General features: G+C 43.9%; 16 protein-coding genes and 1 tRNA gene. 12 read left to right on the forward strand and 5 right to left on the reverse strand.

Annotated elements, in window-relative coordinates; genetic code table 11:
* Both ACGF63_RS10115 and ACGF63_RS10120 read left to right on the forward strand, forming a co-directional pair.
* Window positions 1–275: hypothetical protein (locus ACGF63_RS10115; protein ID WP_387630480.1), on the forward strand; the 275-nt coding region annotated here is incomplete at its 5' end.
* Window positions 276–279: 4 nt separating this feature from the next.
* Window positions 280–474: an AlpA family transcriptional regulator gene (locus ACGF63_RS10120; RefSeq protein WP_112879693.1), complete on the forward strand. Its 195-nt coding sequence runs from the start codon at window positions 280–282 to the stop codon at window positions 472–474.
* Window positions 475–529: 55 nt separating this feature from the next.
* On the opposite strand, the gene ACGF63_RS10125 is transcribed toward ACGF63_RS10120, so the two are convergent.
* Window positions 530–606, reverse strand: a tRNA-Arg gene (locus ACGF63_RS10125).
* 195 nt (window positions 607–801) lie between these two features.
* Between ACGF63_RS10125 and folD the strand changes: the two genes are divergently transcribed.
* On the forward strand, window positions 802–1,677 hold the full coding sequence (gene folD / locus ACGF63_RS10130; protein ID WP_152962498.1) for a bifunctional methylenetetrahydrofolate dehydrogenase/methenyltetrahydrofolate cyclohydrolase FolD: 876 nt from the start codon (window positions 802–804) through the stop codon (window positions 1,675–1,677).
* On the forward strand, window positions 1,677–1,889 hold the full coding sequence (ybcJ, locus tag ACGF63_RS10135; RefSeq protein ID WP_036842558.1) for a ribosome-associated protein YbcJ: 213 nt from the start codon (window positions 1,677–1,679) through the stop codon (window positions 1,887–1,889). The genes folD and ybcJ overlap by 1 nt, the downstream gene beginning before the upstream one ends.
* A gap of 69 nt (window positions 1,890–1,958) precedes the next feature.
* On the opposite strand, the gene cysS is transcribed toward ybcJ, so the two are convergent.
* Window positions 1,959–3,344 (reverse strand): cysteine--tRNA ligase, encoded by a 1,386-nt coding sequence (cysS, locus tag ACGF63_RS10140; protein WP_036842556.1) that lies wholly within the window; start codon window positions 3,342–3,344, stop codon window positions 1,959–1,961.
* Between the two features lie 269 nt (window positions 3,345–3,613).
* On the opposite strand from cysS, the gene ppiB reads away from it, so the two are divergent.
* The 4 genes from ppiB to purK all read left to right on the forward strand — a co-directional run bounded on the left by ppiB (window position 3,614) and on the right by purK (window position 6,584).
* Window positions 3,614–4,108 carry a peptidylprolyl isomerase B gene (ppiB, locus tag ACGF63_RS10145; RefSeq protein ID WP_036842553.1) on the forward strand — a complete coding sequence of 165 codons (495 nt, stop codon included), beginning with the start codon at window positions 3,614–3,616 and terminating at the stop codon, window positions 4,106–4,108.
* A 10-nt stretch (window positions 4,109–4,118) separates the two neighbouring features.
* Window positions 4,119–4,841, forward strand: a complete 723-nt coding sequence (gene lpxH, locus ACGF63_RS10150; protein WP_036842551.1) for a UDP-2,3-diacylglucosamine diphosphatase — start codon at window positions 4,119–4,121, stop codon at window positions 4,839–4,841.
* Between the two features lie 148 nt (window positions 4,842–4,989).
* Window positions 4,990–5,520 (forward strand): 5-(carboxyamino)imidazole ribonucleotide mutase, encoded by a 531-nt coding sequence (gene purE / locus ACGF63_RS10155; RefSeq protein WP_152962502.1) that lies wholly within the window; start codon window positions 4,990–4,992, stop codon window positions 5,518–5,520.
* Complete coding sequence (purK, locus tag ACGF63_RS10160; protein ID WP_036842547.1) at window positions 5,517–6,584, forward strand: 5-(carboxyamino)imidazole ribonucleotide synthase; 1,068 nt, start codon at window positions 5,517–5,519, stop codon at window positions 6,582–6,584. The genes purE and purK overlap by 4 nt, the downstream gene beginning before the upstream one ends.
* A gap of 105 nt (window positions 6,585–6,689) precedes the next feature.
* Here purK and ACGF63_RS10165 read toward each other — a convergent pair whose 3' ends face one another.
* Entirely contained in the window at window positions 6,690–7,310 is a 621-nt protein-coding gene (locus tag ACGF63_RS10165; RefSeq protein ID WP_152962503.1) for a riboflavin synthase subunit alpha, read from the reverse strand.
* Between the two features lie 731 nt (window positions 7,311–8,041).
* Here ACGF63_RS10165 and ACGF63_RS10170 point away from each other — a divergent pair.
* The 3 genes from ACGF63_RS10170 (at window position 8,042) to ACGF63_RS10180 (ending at window position 11,376) form a co-directional block, all read left to right on the forward strand.
* Window positions 8,042–8,929 (forward strand): outer membrane protein OmpK, encoded by an 888-nt coding sequence (locus ACGF63_RS10170; protein WP_021323820.1) that lies wholly within the window; start codon window positions 8,042–8,044, stop codon window positions 8,927–8,929.
* Between the two features lie 55 nt (window positions 8,930–8,984).
* Window positions 8,985–10,259 (forward strand): CynX/NimT family MFS transporter, encoded by a 1,275-nt coding sequence (locus tag ACGF63_RS10175; RefSeq protein ID WP_203448922.1) that lies wholly within the window; start codon window positions 8,985–8,987, stop codon window positions 10,257–10,259.
* A gap of 61 nt (window positions 10,260–10,320) precedes the next feature.
* Window positions 10,321–11,376 carry an LLM class flavin-dependent oxidoreductase gene (locus ACGF63_RS10180; protein WP_387630488.1) on the forward strand — a complete coding sequence of 352 codons (1,056 nt, stop codon included), beginning with the start codon at window positions 10,321–10,323 and terminating at the stop codon, window positions 11,374–11,376.
* Between the two features lie 108 nt (window positions 11,377–11,484).
* Here ACGF63_RS10180 and ybbP read toward each other — a convergent pair whose 3' ends face one another.
* Together ybbP and ybbA are read right to left on the reverse strand one after the other, a co-directional pair.
* Entirely contained in the window at window positions 11,485–13,917 is a 2,433-nt protein-coding gene (gene ybbP / locus ACGF63_RS10185; RefSeq protein ID WP_387630490.1) for a putative ABC transporter permease subunit YbbP, read from the reverse strand.
* Window positions 13,914–14,600, reverse strand: coding sequence for a putative ABC transporter ATP-binding protein YbbA (gene ybbA / locus ACGF63_RS10190; protein WP_132355832.1), 687 nt, complete (start codon window positions 14,598–14,600; stop codon window positions 13,914–13,916). The genes ybbP and ybbA overlap by 4 nt, the downstream gene beginning before the upstream one ends.
* Between ybbA and tesA the strand changes: the two genes are divergently transcribed.
* On the forward strand, window positions 14,571–15,203 hold the full coding sequence (tesA, locus tag ACGF63_RS10195; RefSeq protein ID WP_192903230.1) for a multifunctional acyl-CoA thioesterase I/protease I/lysophospholipase L1: 633 nt from the start codon (window positions 14,571–14,573) through the stop codon (window positions 15,201–15,203). The two genes, ybbA and tesA, sit on opposite strands and share 30 nt — an antisense overlap.
* Window positions 15,204–15,213: the final 10 nt, after the last annotated feature.

Raw genomic sequence — 15,213 nt, forward strand, 5'->3', positions numbered from 1 at the left:
CCTCAGTCTGGGGTGATCTATCTGACATTACAGACGCAGTGTTTGAAGCAGGCTATAGAAAACCCAAGATGAACATCGAAGAAGCGGTATTACTTACTATTGATGTGATGAACGGGGTACCTGATGAGGTACCCTACCCTGAAAGACCAAGAGATTTAAACGATATTCTCAGTACTGAACTGAGCAACATTATATTTGATGCGACATGGGACGACGCAGTAACTCCGGCATCAGTAGCTAAAGTGGTATTAGATGCTGGTTATAGAAAGGAATAAGTGAATGGCAACAAGATATATTGGACTTAAAGAAATGTGCCAGTTAACAGGAAAAAGCCACCCCACGTTGTGGAGAATGTGGGCGAAAAGGAAAGAATTCCCCAAGCCTGAAAAAACTTTAGGTGGAACATTCCTTGGATGGCCCGAAAATGTATACGAACAATGGGTAAGAGAGCAAAATTCTAACGACACCCGTTAGAACACCTACTTTTCTAACGACACCCGCAGGAATGCGGGTAACTCTTTGATTTTTCTGGTACGCCCTACAGGATTCGAACCTGTGACCTACGGCTTAGAAGGCCGTTGCTCTATCCAGCTGAGCTAAGGGCGCATCTTGGGAGATGAGCTGCATCAGTAATGCTCTGATGCGGGGTGAGATTATACGGGGACAAACCCTTGAGTCAATGGCTTTTCTGCTTATAAATTTCCATCTGGCTATTTTCTGATTATCAATAAAACTGACAGCACGCTCATGTTCTGACAAAATAGGCGTATCCCAATGTTTGATTTATGGATTTATTAGTACATGCCAGCAAAAATTATTGACGGGAAAACGATTGCGCAGACAATCAGAAGAGAAGTCGCAGAACGTGTTCAACAACGTGTCGCAGCGGGAAAACGTGCCCCCGGTCTTGCCGTTGTTTTAGTCGGGGAAAACCCCGCTTCTCAGATTTATGTCGCAAGCAAACGCCGTGCCTGTGAAGAAGTCGGGTTTATCTCCCGTTCTTATGATCTGCCAGATACTACCAGTGAAGCAGAGTTACTGAACCTTATCGATCAGCTTAATAACGATTCAGAAATTGATGGAATTCTGGTGCAGCTCCCTTTACCTGCCGGTATCGATAACGTCAAAGTTCTGGAGCATATCCAACCCGATAAGGATGTTGATGGCTTCCACCCCTATAATATTGGTCGTCTGTGTCAACGTGCTCCCAAGCTGCGCCCCTGTACTCCTCGCGGGATCGCAACGTTGCTTGAACGCTGCGAAATCAATACTTATGGTCTGAATGCCGTCATTATCAGTGCTTCAAATATTGTTGGTCGTCCAATGAGTCTGGAACTGCTACTGGCTGGCTGTACCACCACAGTTACTCACCGCTTTACCAAAGATTTACGTCACCATGTGGAACATGCGGATCTGCTCATTGTGGCTGTCGGTAAACCGAACTTTATCCCCGGCGAATGGATTAAACCAGGTGCTATCGTTATTGATGTAGGTATTAACCGTCTGGAAGACGGAAAGGTCATTGGAGATGTTGATTTTGAAACTGCATCAGAGCGGGCAAGCTGGATTTCGCCTGTTCCAGGGGGTGTTGGTCCAATGACAGTAGCCACGCTTATCCAGAATACCTTGCAAGCCTGCGAGGAACACCACAACGTGGAAAAAACTGAAGGTTGTTAATGGAAATTTTTCATTTAGAAGGCCATCCTCATGTGGAGCTGTGTGCTCTGCTGAAGTTTCAAGGATGGAGTGAAAGCGGTGCTACCGCCAAAGCAGTTATTGCTGAAGGTCTGATTGAAGTTAATGGTCAAACAGAAACGCGCAAACGCTGCAAAATTATTGCTGGGCAGGTTGTTACCTTCAACGGTGACTCTGTTTGCATCAAAGAATAACTAAAATAGGCTCCCAAAAAGGGAGCCTTAATCATGAAAGTCAGTTCAGTGACTCAAAATATATTTAACTTACTTACGACGCCAACTCGTTCCCTGTGGGCCGTCTTCCAGCTCAATTCCCATTTCATTCAACTGATTACGGGCAGAATCTGCCAGCGCCCAATCTTTGTTTTGACGGGCATCATTACGCTGCTTAATCAGAGCTTCAATTTTGGTAATTTCTTCATCATCAGCCTGAACGCCACTATGCAAAAATTGTTCCGGCTCTTGTTCCAACAAGCCTAAAATGCCTGCCAGTTTACGTAACTCAGCCGCCAGGCCATTCGCCGCAACCATATTTTCTGATTTCAACCGGTTGATTTCACGTGCTATATCAAACAGTACTGAATAAGCCTCTGGCGTATTGAAATCATCATCCATCGCTTCCTTGAAACGCGCCTCAAACACTTCACCCCCTGCCGGTTGTACAGAAGCATCCGTGCCACGCAAAGAAGTATATAGACGCTCAAGCGCAGTACGCGCCTGTTTCAGGTTTTCTTCAGTGTAGTTAAGCTGACTACGATAATGGCCTGACAGCAGGAAGTAACGTACCGTCTCCGCATCGTAATATTCCAGTATGTCACGGATAGTAAAGAAGTTGTTCAGCGATTTGGACATCTTCTCTTTATCCACCATCACCATGCCAGAATGCATCCAATAATTCACATACGGGCCATCATGGGCACAGGTAGACTGAGCAATTTCATTTTCATGATGCGGAAACATGAGATCAGCACCGCCACCATGAATATCAAAATGGTTGCCTAACTGTTTGTTGTTCATGGCAGAACATTCAATATGCCAACCAGGACGACCAGCTCCCCACGGCGATTCCCAGCTTGGTTCACCCGGCTTAGACATTTTCCACAATACGAAATCCATTGGGTTACGCTTGACATCAGCTACTTCTACTCGTGCACCTGCCTGTAACTGGCTGAGATCCTGACGGGAAAGTGATCCGTAATCCGGATCACTCTCGACGGAAAACATGACATCACCATTATCCGCCACATAAGCATGATCACGTTTTATCAACGATTCTGTCAGTTCAATAATCTCTGGAATATGACAGGTCGCACGTGGCTCCAAGTCAGGACGTAAAATATTCAGCACATCAAAATCTTTATGCATTTCTGCCAGCATACGGCTGGTCAGATCATCGCAACTTTCACAGTTTTCCGCCGCACGCTTGATGATTTTATCATCAACATCGGTCACGTTGCGCACATAGGTCAAATCGTATCCCAGATAGCGCAGGTAACGGGCAACCACATCAAAGGAAACAAATGTTCTACCGTGGCCAATATGGCACAGGTCATAAATCGTGATACCACACACGTACATCCCTACTTTTCCTGGATGGATTGGCTTAAATTCTTCTTTCTGGCGACTGAGGGTATTGAAAATTTTTAGCATCGGGATTTTCCGTAAATTCACTGTACGCGTGATTAAAAATAACGAATTGATAATTCTGGATTTATGTCCTTATCTCATAAATAAGTTCTCGATATGGCATAGTCCAATAAGATATTGAAACCTGATATTAAGCGCTTTGCAAGGTTGACGAGCAAGATAGCTTACTGAAATTAATAGGTACTGACTCATTATGGTAGATGTGATATAAAAGCCGCCTGGTCCAAATGCCCTAAACCGGGTTAATCAAAACTATTATTAGGATTTCAATTATGGTGACTTTCCATACCAATTTTGGCGATATCGTAATTAATACTTTCGCTGACAAAGCTCCTGTAACTGTTGAAAATTTCTTGAACTACTGCCGCAATAACTTCTACGATAACACTATCTTCCACCGTGTTATTAACGGTTTCATGATTCAAGGTGGTGGGTTTGAACCTGGTATGAAACAAAAATCGACTGACGCGGCTATCAAAAACGAAGCCAATAATGGTCTGAAAAACAATCGTGGCACTCTGGCTATGGCACGTACCAATGATCCACACTCCGCGACTGCACAGTTCTTCGTCAATGTTGTTGATAATGATTTCCTGAACTTCCGTTCTGAGCGTCCTGATGGCTGGGGTTACTGCGTATTTGCAGAAGTGGTCGAAGGTATGGATGTTGTTGATAAAATCAAAGGCGTATCTACCGGCCGCAGCGGTATGCACCAAGACGTACCACGCGAAGACGTTATCATCGAAAAAGTGACTGTCAGCGAGTAATTCACTACGTATGTGCACACTTTTTATCGCAGATTTACATCTCAGCGAACACGAACCGGCAATCACTGCCGGTTTTCTGCGCTTTCTGCATGAGGATGCTATTCAGGCGGATAGTCTCTATATTCTCGGTGATCTGTTCGATTACTGGATTGGCGATGATGATCACAACCCTCTCCACCATGAAATTGCTGCTGCATTAAAAATACTGAAAAAACAAGGTGTTACCTGTTATTTTATTCATGGTAACCGTGATTTTCTGATCGGTTCCCGCTTTGCTGAAGAAAGCGGAATGATACTGTTACCACAGGAAAAAATTGTGGAATTGTATGGTAAGCGAGTGCTTATCCTGCACGGAGATACTTTGTGTACTGATGACGAAGGTTATCAACAATATCGTAAACGGGTTCATACCCCGTGGATCCAGCGCCTATTTTTATTATTACCTCTGTTTATCCGTCAAAAAATCGCCAAAAAAATGCGGGCAAACAGCCAATCTGTCAACAGCAGAAAATCCGCAGCAATTATGGATGTCAACCAACAAGCCGTTATTGATGTTTTTGAGCAATATCAAGCTGACTGGGTGATTCATGGACATACTCACCGCCCGGCTGTACATAAAACTCTTCTGCATAACAAAATCATCTACCGTGGTGTGCTTGGTGCATGGCACCATCAAGGCTCAATGTTCAAAGTCACAGACAAATCAATCGATCTTATCTTTTTCCCATTCTGATTGATGGGGGAGCACTCACATCCAGGTAATACAATCAAAGTATAAAGCAACGCAATCGTTTTCCTTAGCTTGCGACCATGATATGATCCGCGGCCTTAAAGCGCTATTTTCGTTCTGGTGGACGTTAAAACACAGGAGCATTTGATTTATGATTGCCCGGCCTGATTCAGCAGGAACAACTCAACACAACGCCAAAATTGCCATCGTCATGGGGTCCAAAAGCGACTGGGCGACTATGCAGCACGCGGCGGATATTCTCACTGCCCTTGATGTCCCCTTTCATGTTGAAATTGTTTCTGCCCACCGTACACCAGATAAACTATTCAGGTTTGCCGAACAAGCTGAACAAAATGGTTTTGATGTCATTATCGCTGGCGCAGGTGGTGCTGCCCATTTACCCGGAATGCTGGCAGCTAAAACGCTGGTCCCGGTTCTGGGCGTACCCGTACAAAGTGCGGCACTTAATGGTGTAGACAGCCTTTATTCAATCGTACAGATGCCAAAAGGTATTCCCGTCGGCACTCTGGCGATTGGGAAAGCAGGTGCAGCAAACGCAGCCTTGCTGGCAACGCAGATTCTGGCTCGTCATGATAAAGATTTGCTGAAGCGTCTTACCTATTGGCGTGAAACACAAACTCAGGATGTACTCGATAATCCCGATCCACGGGAGGAAGCATGAAGCCAGTTTGTGTATTAGGTAACGGTCAGCTCGGCCGGATGTTACGTCAGGCGGGTGAGCCTTTAGGTATCACGGTTTATCCGGTTGGCCTGGATGCAGAACCCGAAGCTGTTCCTTACCAAAATAGTGTTATCACCGCCGAAATTGAGCGCTGGCCGGAAACCGCCCTCACCCAAGAACTCGCCCGCCATAAGGCTTTTGCTAATCGGGATATTTTCCCCCGCCTGGCAGATCGTCTGCCACAAAAGCAATTAATAGATAGCCTTGGGCTTGCAACTGCTCCGTGGCACTTACTGTCTGATATCCGCCAATGGCCACAACTATTTGCAGAACTCGGCCATTTCGTCATCGTTAAACGCCGTATCGGCGGTTACGATGGCCGTGGACAATGGCGCATCCACCCCGGAGATGAAACAGCGTTACCGACCGATATTTATGGTGAATGTATTGCCGAACAAGCGATTCCTTTCTCTGGTGAAGTGTCATTGGTAGGTGCACGCAATGAAAGTGGTGATTGTGTGTTCTATCCATTGACTCACAATCTGCATCAAGATGGCATTCTGCGGGCCAGTATTGCCTTTCCTCAGGAAAACTGCCATCTACAACAGCAGGCCCAGAACATGTTGTCAGCCATTATGCATGAGCTGAAATATGTCGGCGTAATGGCAATGGAGTGTTTTATCGTCGATGATCATTTACTGATTAATGAACTGGCGCCACGGGTTCACAATAGTGGTCACTGGACTCAGAACGGTGCTTCCATCAGCCAGTTCGAATTACATCTCCGCGCTATTCTGGATTTACCCATGCCTCAACCAGAAGTTACTGCGCCATCAGTCATGGTCAATTTGATTGGCACAGAGGTAAATAATCAATGGCTCAGTTTGCCATTAGTACACTTGCATTGGTATGAGAAAGAAGTTCGTCCGGCACGTAAGGTCGGTCACCTTAATCTTTCTCATTCAGATAAAAACAAATTAAAAAATACGTTGCAAAAACTAATCCCAATGCTGCCACCTGAATATCAGAGTGGTCTGGAATGGGTGCAGGAAAAATTAAATTAGTTGTTTATCAGCTAATAGCCCGGAGTTAAATGTGGAAGCGGAAGTAAAATAATTTACCGCTCCACACTTCCACTTTTTTATAATTATTTTATATTCCTTTAATTATTATGTTAATTTATTAGCATTAATAGCCCTGGATACAGTATCTACAATAGTTCTCGTTGTTTGATCTATTTCATAATTCAGTAAATCGCCAATTTTAATATCACTAAGATTAGTGGCTCTTAATGTTTCCGGAATTAAATTCAATTCTATAGTTTTATTTTCTTCATTTATGCCATTTATTGTTAAACTACAACCATGAAGACCAATAAAACCTTTATGGAAAAAATATTTGATATTATCTTCAGGAATACTAATAATTAATCGATAGGTTTCTCCAGTTTCGATAAAATCAACGACTTTTGCTACGCCCTCAATATGTCCATATAGACTATGCCCACCATTTTCTTTATGCATTTGATGTGATCTTTCAATATTAACTTTATCTCCCACATCTAAAAATTTTAATGTGGTCACGTCAGCAGTAAAATCAGAAATATCAAAAGAAACAATATCATTTTTAAATTGTGTCACAGTCAAGCATGTGCCATTAATAGCAACACTCGCACCCACAGCAACATCATCAAAGAAGTGGTTAATATTACTTACCGTTAATGTACTAAATCCATTTCTTTTATCAAGAGATAATACTGTTTCTTTTCCTTGTACAATTCCAGTATACATAATCACCCCATTATATTTAAGTAAAAAAACCATTGAATAATAACCTTCATGTTATCTTGAAATATATTTTTGGTAAAGGGTTATTAACGGTATTTTCACGACTTATTTTATCAAGTTTTTATATATTTATGATTTTAATATATAAAAATCTCACAAATAAAAATTTAATTACTTAATATAGTAATCTTTAATTATATTAAATTTATGCGCATTTATTGTTAAACAAACAACTAAATATAAAATAAGATTTGTAATTTAACTTAATGATAATTCTAAAATAGATAAATATTCCGCAAATAATAGCAGGCCACATCTTATAAAAGATTTCACATAGCAACTTACAATATTTAAATTATAATTCACTACTTGCCTTAATTCCACTATGATATAGAAAACATTAATTCATTGTTGTCATTTCTATGACTATCTATCATTATAAATAAAATCATAAAATTCAGTGACCTAAGTCACAATTGTACAAATATTTCCACACAACAATAAATTAACAATATTCTTTCCGATCTGGAACATAAAGTTAAACAAAAAAACATCGCTAACTAAATAATCAATATATTAGCGATACTAAAAAATAACTAAAGTTAGAATAATCTTATCTTTCTACACAGTTCGCCATTCATCAATAAAATCAAATCTTCCTTTGACAAAACCGACTCATTAGATCAATGCTATCGCTATTATTAGTTCGATAACGTATGAAAAGGGGAACCCTCGTGTTACTTGCCGGGAAAGCCCACCATCCTAAAAGCTGCCCACCGTTTTTTTTCACTTTAGGGCTCTCTTCTCCATTTTCTTGTGCTGCTTATCTGGCAATGGCCTGGTATTGGATCAGCACCAGATTAAAACAGAGAGAATTATCTTCAATATTGTTATTACTACCGGCAATCAATCAAGCTCAGGCAAGTGATTTTGTTAATTTTCAATCTGTTGATACCAGCCTTTATATGCAATTTGAAAACCGGGTCGATCCCAGAAAAACGATCTCACCCATTTTAGAGGCTTTCGGTGACTACAGTATCGGAGATATGTACGTCTACAGTATTTGGCAAAATTCACTGCAAAGCGATTATACCGGTGATAAAAGCACCTACTATTATAAATTTGTACCAAGAGTGAGTTTTAGTAAAGTGACTGGTCATGACATTTCTTTTGGGCCGTTAAAAGATATTCTGTTCGCTCAATGGGTTGCTAAAACCAAAGGTATGGATTACGACTACTTTCCAGGTATCAGCATTGACTGGCAAGCAGACTGGATTAGCTGGTTACGTACAATTTTTTATTTTGAGAATAATGACAAAGGGAGCTGGAATGATCAGCGAATCCATGTTGATTATGGAATTCCCTTCAATAATCGTTTAGGTGATTTCCGGGTTGTCGGGACTTTTGATTATACATTAGGCTTACATGGACAACCCGAAACTATCGATTTCAAACCCGAGTTGCACTATGATTTAGGAAAATTCCTAGGTAATCAACCAGGTCACTTATGGACTGGCATTGTCCTGAACCCAATAAAAAATAAATACAAAATAAAAGATACCCCTTATTATCGAACGGATCAATTTAGCTACGGGATCTTTATTCGATATAGTTTTTTCTGATACCGAAATAAAATATCAGAAATTTTTGATGACCTTTATCCATTATGGAGTCAAGATGCCCATTCAACACGACAGGTTCGGACGTACTTATCAGTGGCTTCTGCTGATACTTTTGGGTCTGGTTTATTTTCTGGTCACCGCAACGACATTTACCTCATTGGGCGTTGTGTTACCCAGCATGATCAAGGAATTACGCTGGAGTTGGACTGATGCAGGTTTGGGATTCACTTTACTTGGCCTGTCATGTGGGCTGTCCAGTTACCTTCCGGCGATGCTTATTCGTCATACGAGTGTCCGAGCCACTTTGCTGATCGGTACGCTAATCTTCATCACCGGTTTTTACATCCTCTACAACACCCACAGTATCACCGCCTATTTCACCGGCACAACACTGCTGGGGATCGGTTTTAGCCTTATGGCTACCGTTCCCGGAACTTATGTCATTAGCCGGCTTTTTGAAAAACAGTCGCTGGCCTTTGGTATCTATTTCACCATTGGTGGATTAGGTGGAGTGCTTGGCCCATGGATCTATTTCCTGGCAACCGCATTCTGGGGAAGCTGGCGTATGCACTGGGCGATTTCCGGGGTATTACTGACCCTGTTCAGCCTGTTGACTATTTTAGTGATGCGCGAAGGCAAAAAGGAAAGCGCCCATGCTGAACAAGTCAGTAAAAATCAACAAGATCAAACCCCTTCCAGCATCTATCGCACCAAGGAAATCTGGAATGCCCGGCAAGCACTGCAAACGTGGCAATTCTATGCCATTGCGGCAGCTTATACCTCTTTCTTACTGTGCGGAATAACCGTTAACAGTTTTGCTGTAGCCCACATCACCGAAAATGGATTCAGTGAGTCTGTTGCCGCTTCCTCGCTCAGTATTTTGGCTTTTATCAATGCGTTTTCAAGATTTGCCGGAGGAGCTGTTGGTGAATGGCTCGATCCCAAAAAGCTTCTTATCGGCAGTCTGTCAATAATTATCTGTGGTCTTATCGCACTAAGTGCTGCCTCTTCATGGACATTTTTAATCCTGTTTACTTTATGTATTGGCATCGGTTATGGCATGACCTTTCTGGCATCCAGCCTATTACTGTTCAATTACTTTGGGCGTAAGCCTTACCTAGAATTGTTCTCGGTGGTGAACCTGATCTCCACTATCGCGTGTTTCGCCCCTTTCTTAGTAGGAGCGATTAAAGATTATTCAGGTAGTTTTACACCCGCATTCTTCATTATTGCCATACCCGTGCTTACCATTCTGATTATCACATTCACGATGCAACCACCTTCACAAATAGTGAAAAAACACTCTGATAACAGTACCTTGCTTAACTGAATTTAAAAATAAAATGGACCTGAAAAGGTATTCCTTACAACATAAAAACAAGGAATTAATAATGGCAAAAAAAGAATTCGGTGTATTTCTGCCCATAGCTAAAGGTGGGTGGATTATTTCTAAAAATACACCACCACTAGATGCTTCTTATCAGCAAAACCGTGAAGCCGCTATTCTGGCTGATCAAATTGGCCTGGACTTCATTATGTCCATGAGCAAATGGCGTGGCTTCGGCGGTGAAACCGAACATTGGGGTTGTTCGCTGGAATCCGTCACGATGATGGCTGGTATCGCTGAAGTGACTCATCATGCCAAACTTATCGCGACCATGCACGCTGGACTGCATAATCCTGCCGTGACAGCTAAGATGATCGCCACATTGGATCAGATTAGTCATGGACGCGCCGGGTTGAATATTGTCTCCGGTTCATTCAAAGATGAATTTGAACAAATGGGAGAATGGGATAGTGATTTAGATCACGATCAGCGTTATGCAATGACTGAAGAATGGACCCAATTGATCAAACGGCTTTGGTGCGAGAAGCAGGTTAATCACCAAGGAGAGTTCTTTAATTTGAAGAATTGTGTTTCTGAACCTAAACCTGTTTCCGTTCCACGTCCTTATTTGGTCTGTGCCGGTCAATCAGAATGTGGGCTGCGCTTTAGTGTACGTAATACTGATGTGTGTTTCATTGGCGGTAAGGATGAAGAAGAGACACAGCAAATAAGCCTAATGGCCAAACGTATTGCGGCAGAATACGGTACAACCACCAAGACCTTTTGTATGTGTACGATTATCTGCGCCGAAACAGATGAAGAAGCTGAAACTCTGGCTCAGTTCTATCGAGATGGCCTGGATATCGGCGCAGTTAAGAACATGATGCATAGTTTCGGCGTCGATGTTGGTGAAAAAAGCAATGCTATGGTTGAACGATCCCAAAATGCCTTTATGACTCACACGGCTATCGGCAACCCAGAAACTTGTCGCAGGCAATTGTCAGATTTACTGCGTGAATGCGAGCTGGATGGCGTTATGTTGATCTTCCCTGATTATGTCGAAGGTCTCACGACTTTCAGCGCAAAAATCCTGCCACAACTTAGAGCCGAATTTGCTTAAACAACGATAAACAGATCAGCAAATTAATGTGGCTTCGACTCCCAGGAAGTGGGTTCACCACGTCTCGACGAGCTTACCCATTTCCTGGATGTTACAAATATCGCCTTTTTACCCCTGCACCCGACGGTGCAATCCCGTTCCCCGTAACAACCTGCCCCCTAACCAACTACCACACGACGAAAGTAACAGGCTACTAATGATTGGCAGTAAGAGCCACATTTGCCACTCTGGTTGCCATGGAAAATCAAACACTTTTGTCTGCAACAACCAAAGCGCCACTTCAGCACCTAATGCCGCGGTAAAACCCGCCATTAGCCCAAGCAAAGCGAATTCACTCCAGAGAGTACGACGCAGTAATGGCTTACTGGCACCCAAGGTACGGTAAACCACCAGCTCAAGTTGTCGTTGATGCATCCCTACCTGAACCTGAGCCAACAGGAGTAATGCGCCACATACCATAACCAGCCCAACCATGACCTCCAACGCCCTGCCTACCTGCTGCAAAATACCCTGAATTTGCTTAATCATCGCACCGGTATCAAGCAAGCTCAACGTTGGAAACTGGCGATTAAGACTGGTTAGCAATCGGCCATCCCCTTGATAATGGAAACTGGTCAACCAGGTTTGTTGCTGATTTTCCAATGCCCGTTTTGGGAAAATAAAGAAGAAATTTGGCCGAAAACTTTCCCAGTCCACCTGCCGGATGCTGCTTACTGTGGCGCTAAATTGCTGCGTATCGCCACTGAATGTCAGTTTATCGCCGATTTTGATTGCCAAACGTTCAGCAACCCCCTTCTCAATAGAAACTTCATCCTCTTTGGGTGGCCAATTGCCCTCTACCAGAGCATTAAATGGTGGCAATTCCTCTTTCCATGTCAGGTTCAATTCCCGTCGTACAGTGTTGCTGTCCGGTTCTCTGGCATCTGCCCACGTTATTGCTGACTGACCATTAATCTCCGTCAAGCGGGCTAATACCACCGGATAGAATTCCGCCGGTTTAACCTGATACTGAGCCAGCAAATTTTCCACTTGTGGAATTTGCTGTCCAGTCATATTAATCAGAAAATAGTTTGGACTGTCCGCTGGCAGTTGTTGTTGCCAGCGATCAAGCAAATCTCCCCTGACTACCAACAACAAAGCAAATAACATAAATGATAAAGAGAAAGCCGCCAATTGCGTTACCGTCTGCAATGGCTGCCGCAGTAATCGGTTAACCGCCAGACGAAAACTGAGCTGGCGGAATTTCAGATGACGTAATAGCCACAATCCCCCCCAACCGAGCACGGCCAGTGATACCGCAACAATCATCATGCCGGCAAGTAACGCCCATAACATAGGCTTAGTTTCAGCCAGCAGACTCAGCCCGCTAATCACCACCAGCGCCACCAACGGTAGGTAATAGCGCAACGGCCAGATGGGCGCGATAATATCATCACGCAGTACCCTTGATGGTTGGGTTGCCATTAACTGTTTGTACGGACGTATCCCCACCAGCAAAGCGATAACCGATAATGCCCCTAATGCCCATATCCACGGCCAGAATCCCGCTTGTGGTAACGTCTTCGGTAGCATAGCCGCCAGAATCTGCACCAGCAGATATTCAAACATCAATCCAAGAAGCGCCCCCACCAGTGCTGCCGCACTCAATATCACCAGCCATTGACCAATCACCCATTTACGTAACGCCCAACGTCCCGCACCCAGTGTTTTAAGCACCGCAATCAAGTCATAGCGGCTACGGCAATAGTGAGTCATTGATACGGCTACCGCCGCGACAGCAAGTAATAATGTGAGCAAAGCCGATAACAACAAGAATTGCTGCGCCCTATCAATAGATTTTGCCAGCGCGCCACTATCCTGCTTCAAGGTATTCCAGCGCTGATCAGCCTTAAGTTGGGGATCAATTAGCTGTTGATATTGATAAACCGCTTCTTTATCACCAGAAAACATATAACGGTAAGTCAGACGGCTGCCAGGCTGAATAGCGCCGGTAGATTGCGCATCATCAAGATTGATCAAAATCCGTGGCGCAATCTGGAATGGATTAAAACCACTGTCTGGCTCCTGAATTAATTCTCCACTCACCCTGAGCGTGGTATCCCCCACATCCAGATTATCGCCAACTTTAATTTTCAATAGTTCAAGCAAACGAGGTGCTACCAGCACCGTGCCTTTTTCTGCTTTCAAACCCGGAGGATGGGTTACCAGCTCACCATATAGCGGATAACGACTGTCCGCGGCTTTGACACTGGCAAGTTGAGGAATGTCCCCAGCATAGGTCATCGTGGAGAAAGAGAGCTGGCGGCTCAACTTTAGCCCAAGGTTTTTCGCCTGCTGTAACCACCCTTCATCTACTGGATAAGAGGCACGCAGAACTAAATCACCCGCCAGAAAATCCCGGCTCTGGTAATGAACACTTTGATCAATGCGATCACTGATCCTTCCCAATGCCAGCACACAAGCCACTGCCAGCGTCAGAGATAACCAGACAATCAATAAAGAAGGCGTGCGCCACTCACGCCAAAACCAGCGCCAAATCATTTTTCTTCCCTCAATTTGCCATCAACCAACCGCAAACAACGCTGGCAACGTGCCGCAAGCTGGCTATCATGAGTGACCAGAATTAATGTTGTGGCGTAATCACGATTGAGAGAAAACAGTAAATCAGCAATACGATCTCCCGTTTGCCGATCCAGATTCCCTGTTGGTTCGTCAGCAAACAAAATCTTAGGTTGGCTACTGAATGCCCGTGCCAACGCCACCCGCTGTTGTTCACCACCAGAAAGTTGTGCCGGCATATGTTTTAAGCGCTTCCCCAATCCGAGTTGCTCTAGTAATTCAACCGCCCGTTTCTTGCTGTTATTTTCAGACTCGCCACGTAATAGAGCCGGAAGCTGGACATTCTCCAATGCGTTTAACGTCGGAATTAACATAAATGACTGAAAAACAAAACCGACATTTTCAGCCCGCAGTTGTGCCCTTTGTTCTTCATTCATCCGGCTTAAATTATGCCCCAGCAGCCGAACCTCTCCGTCACTACCATCATCCAACCCGGCAATAATGCCAAGCAACGTGGATTTACCGGAACCCGATTCGCCCACCAGAGCAATCGTCTGTGCAGGCTCGACAACCAACCCGACTCCCTGCAATATAGTGATCCTATGTTCCCCCTGACCAACGTGCTTACTGAGATGCTGAACTTCAAGAATATTCCCCGTTACCATTTACTCTTCCTTTTACTGGTGGTGCTATTCAGCGCCAGAGCGACTGCCGCTGATACTCTTTTGATTCTGGGTGATAGCCTTAGCGCCGGTTACCATCTGCCAGTTGAACAGTCATGGCCTGTTTTGATGGACAAAAAGTGGCAGAAATCCGGCAATAAAATCACTGTTATCAACGGCAGCATCAGCGGTAATACCGCGGCTCAGGGCCTTGAAAGGCTGCCCGAATTACTTAAACAGCATAAACCCCGTTGGGTCCTGATAGAACTTGGCGCCAATGATGGATTACGCGGTTTTCCTCCACAACAAACAGAACAGGATCTGCAACAAATCATCACCTTAGTGAAACAAGCCAATATTCAGCCTTTATTGATGCAGATCCGTCTGCCACCAAACTATGGGCGACGTTATACCGAATCTTTTGCCGGGATTTACCCCAAACTGGCAGAACACAATCAAATTCCCCTGCTCCCGTTTTACATGGAACAAGTCGCTATTAAACCAGAATGGGTACAACAGGATGGATTACATCCCAATCTGGCTGCTCAACCGTTTATCGCCGACTGGATATCTGACATATTATTAGTACACCTTAATCATTCTTAAGTAGTAAACC

The organism is Photorhabdus sp. RM322S (genome assembly GCF_042879395.1).
Classification (GTDB): Bacteria; Pseudomonadota; Gammaproteobacteria; order Enterobacterales; family Enterobacteriaceae; genus Photorhabdus; species Photorhabdus khanii.

Bases quoted from the DNA above. Each gene is read 5' to 3' on its own strand.
- ACGF63_RS10120 (WP_112879693.1), top strand. From the start codon at position 280: ATGGCAACAAGATATATTGGACTTAAAGAAATGTGCCAGTTAACAGGA.
- folD (WP_152962498.1), top strand. From the start codon at position 802: ATGCCAGCAAAAATTATTGACGGGAAAACGATTGCGCAGACAATCAGA.
- ybcJ (WP_036842558.1), top strand. From the start codon at position 1,677: ATGGAAATTTTTCATTTAGAAGGCCATCCTCATGTGGAGCTGTGTGCT.
- cysS (WP_036842556.1), bottom strand. From the start codon at position 3,344: ATGCTAAAAATTTTCAATACCCTCAGTCGCCAGAAAGAAGAATTTAAG.
- ppiB (WP_036842553.1), top strand. From the start codon at position 3,614: ATGGTGACTTTCCATACCAATTTTGGCGATATCGTAATTAATACTTTC.
- lpxH (WP_036842551.1), top strand. From the start codon at position 4,119: ATGTGCACACTTTTTATCGCAGATTTACATCTCAGCGAACACGAACCG.
- purE (WP_152962502.1), top strand. From the start codon at position 4,990: ATGATTGCCCGGCCTGATTCAGCAGGAACAACTCAACACAACGCCAAA.
- purK (WP_036842547.1), top strand. From the start codon at position 5,517: ATGAAGCCAGTTTGTGTATTAGGTAACGGTCAGCTCGGCCGGATGTTA.
- ACGF63_RS10165 (WP_152962503.1), bottom strand. From the start codon at position 7,310: ATGTATACTGGAATTGTACAAGGAAAAGAAACAGTATTATCTCTTGAT.
- ACGF63_RS10175 (WP_203448922.1), top strand. From the start codon at position 8,985: ATGCCCATTCAACACGACAGGTTCGGACGTACTTATCAGTGGCTTCTG.
- ACGF63_RS10180 (WP_387630488.1), top strand. From the start codon at position 10,321: ATGGCAAAAAAAGAATTCGGTGTATTTCTGCCCATAGCTAAAGGTGGG.
- ybbP (WP_387630490.1), bottom strand. From the start codon at position 13,917: ATGATTTGGCGCTGGTTTTGGCGTGAGTGGCGCACGCCTTCTTTATTG.
- ybbA (WP_132355832.1), bottom strand. From the start codon at position 14,600: ATGGTAACGGGGAATATTCTTGAAGTTCAGCATCTCAGTAAGCACGTT.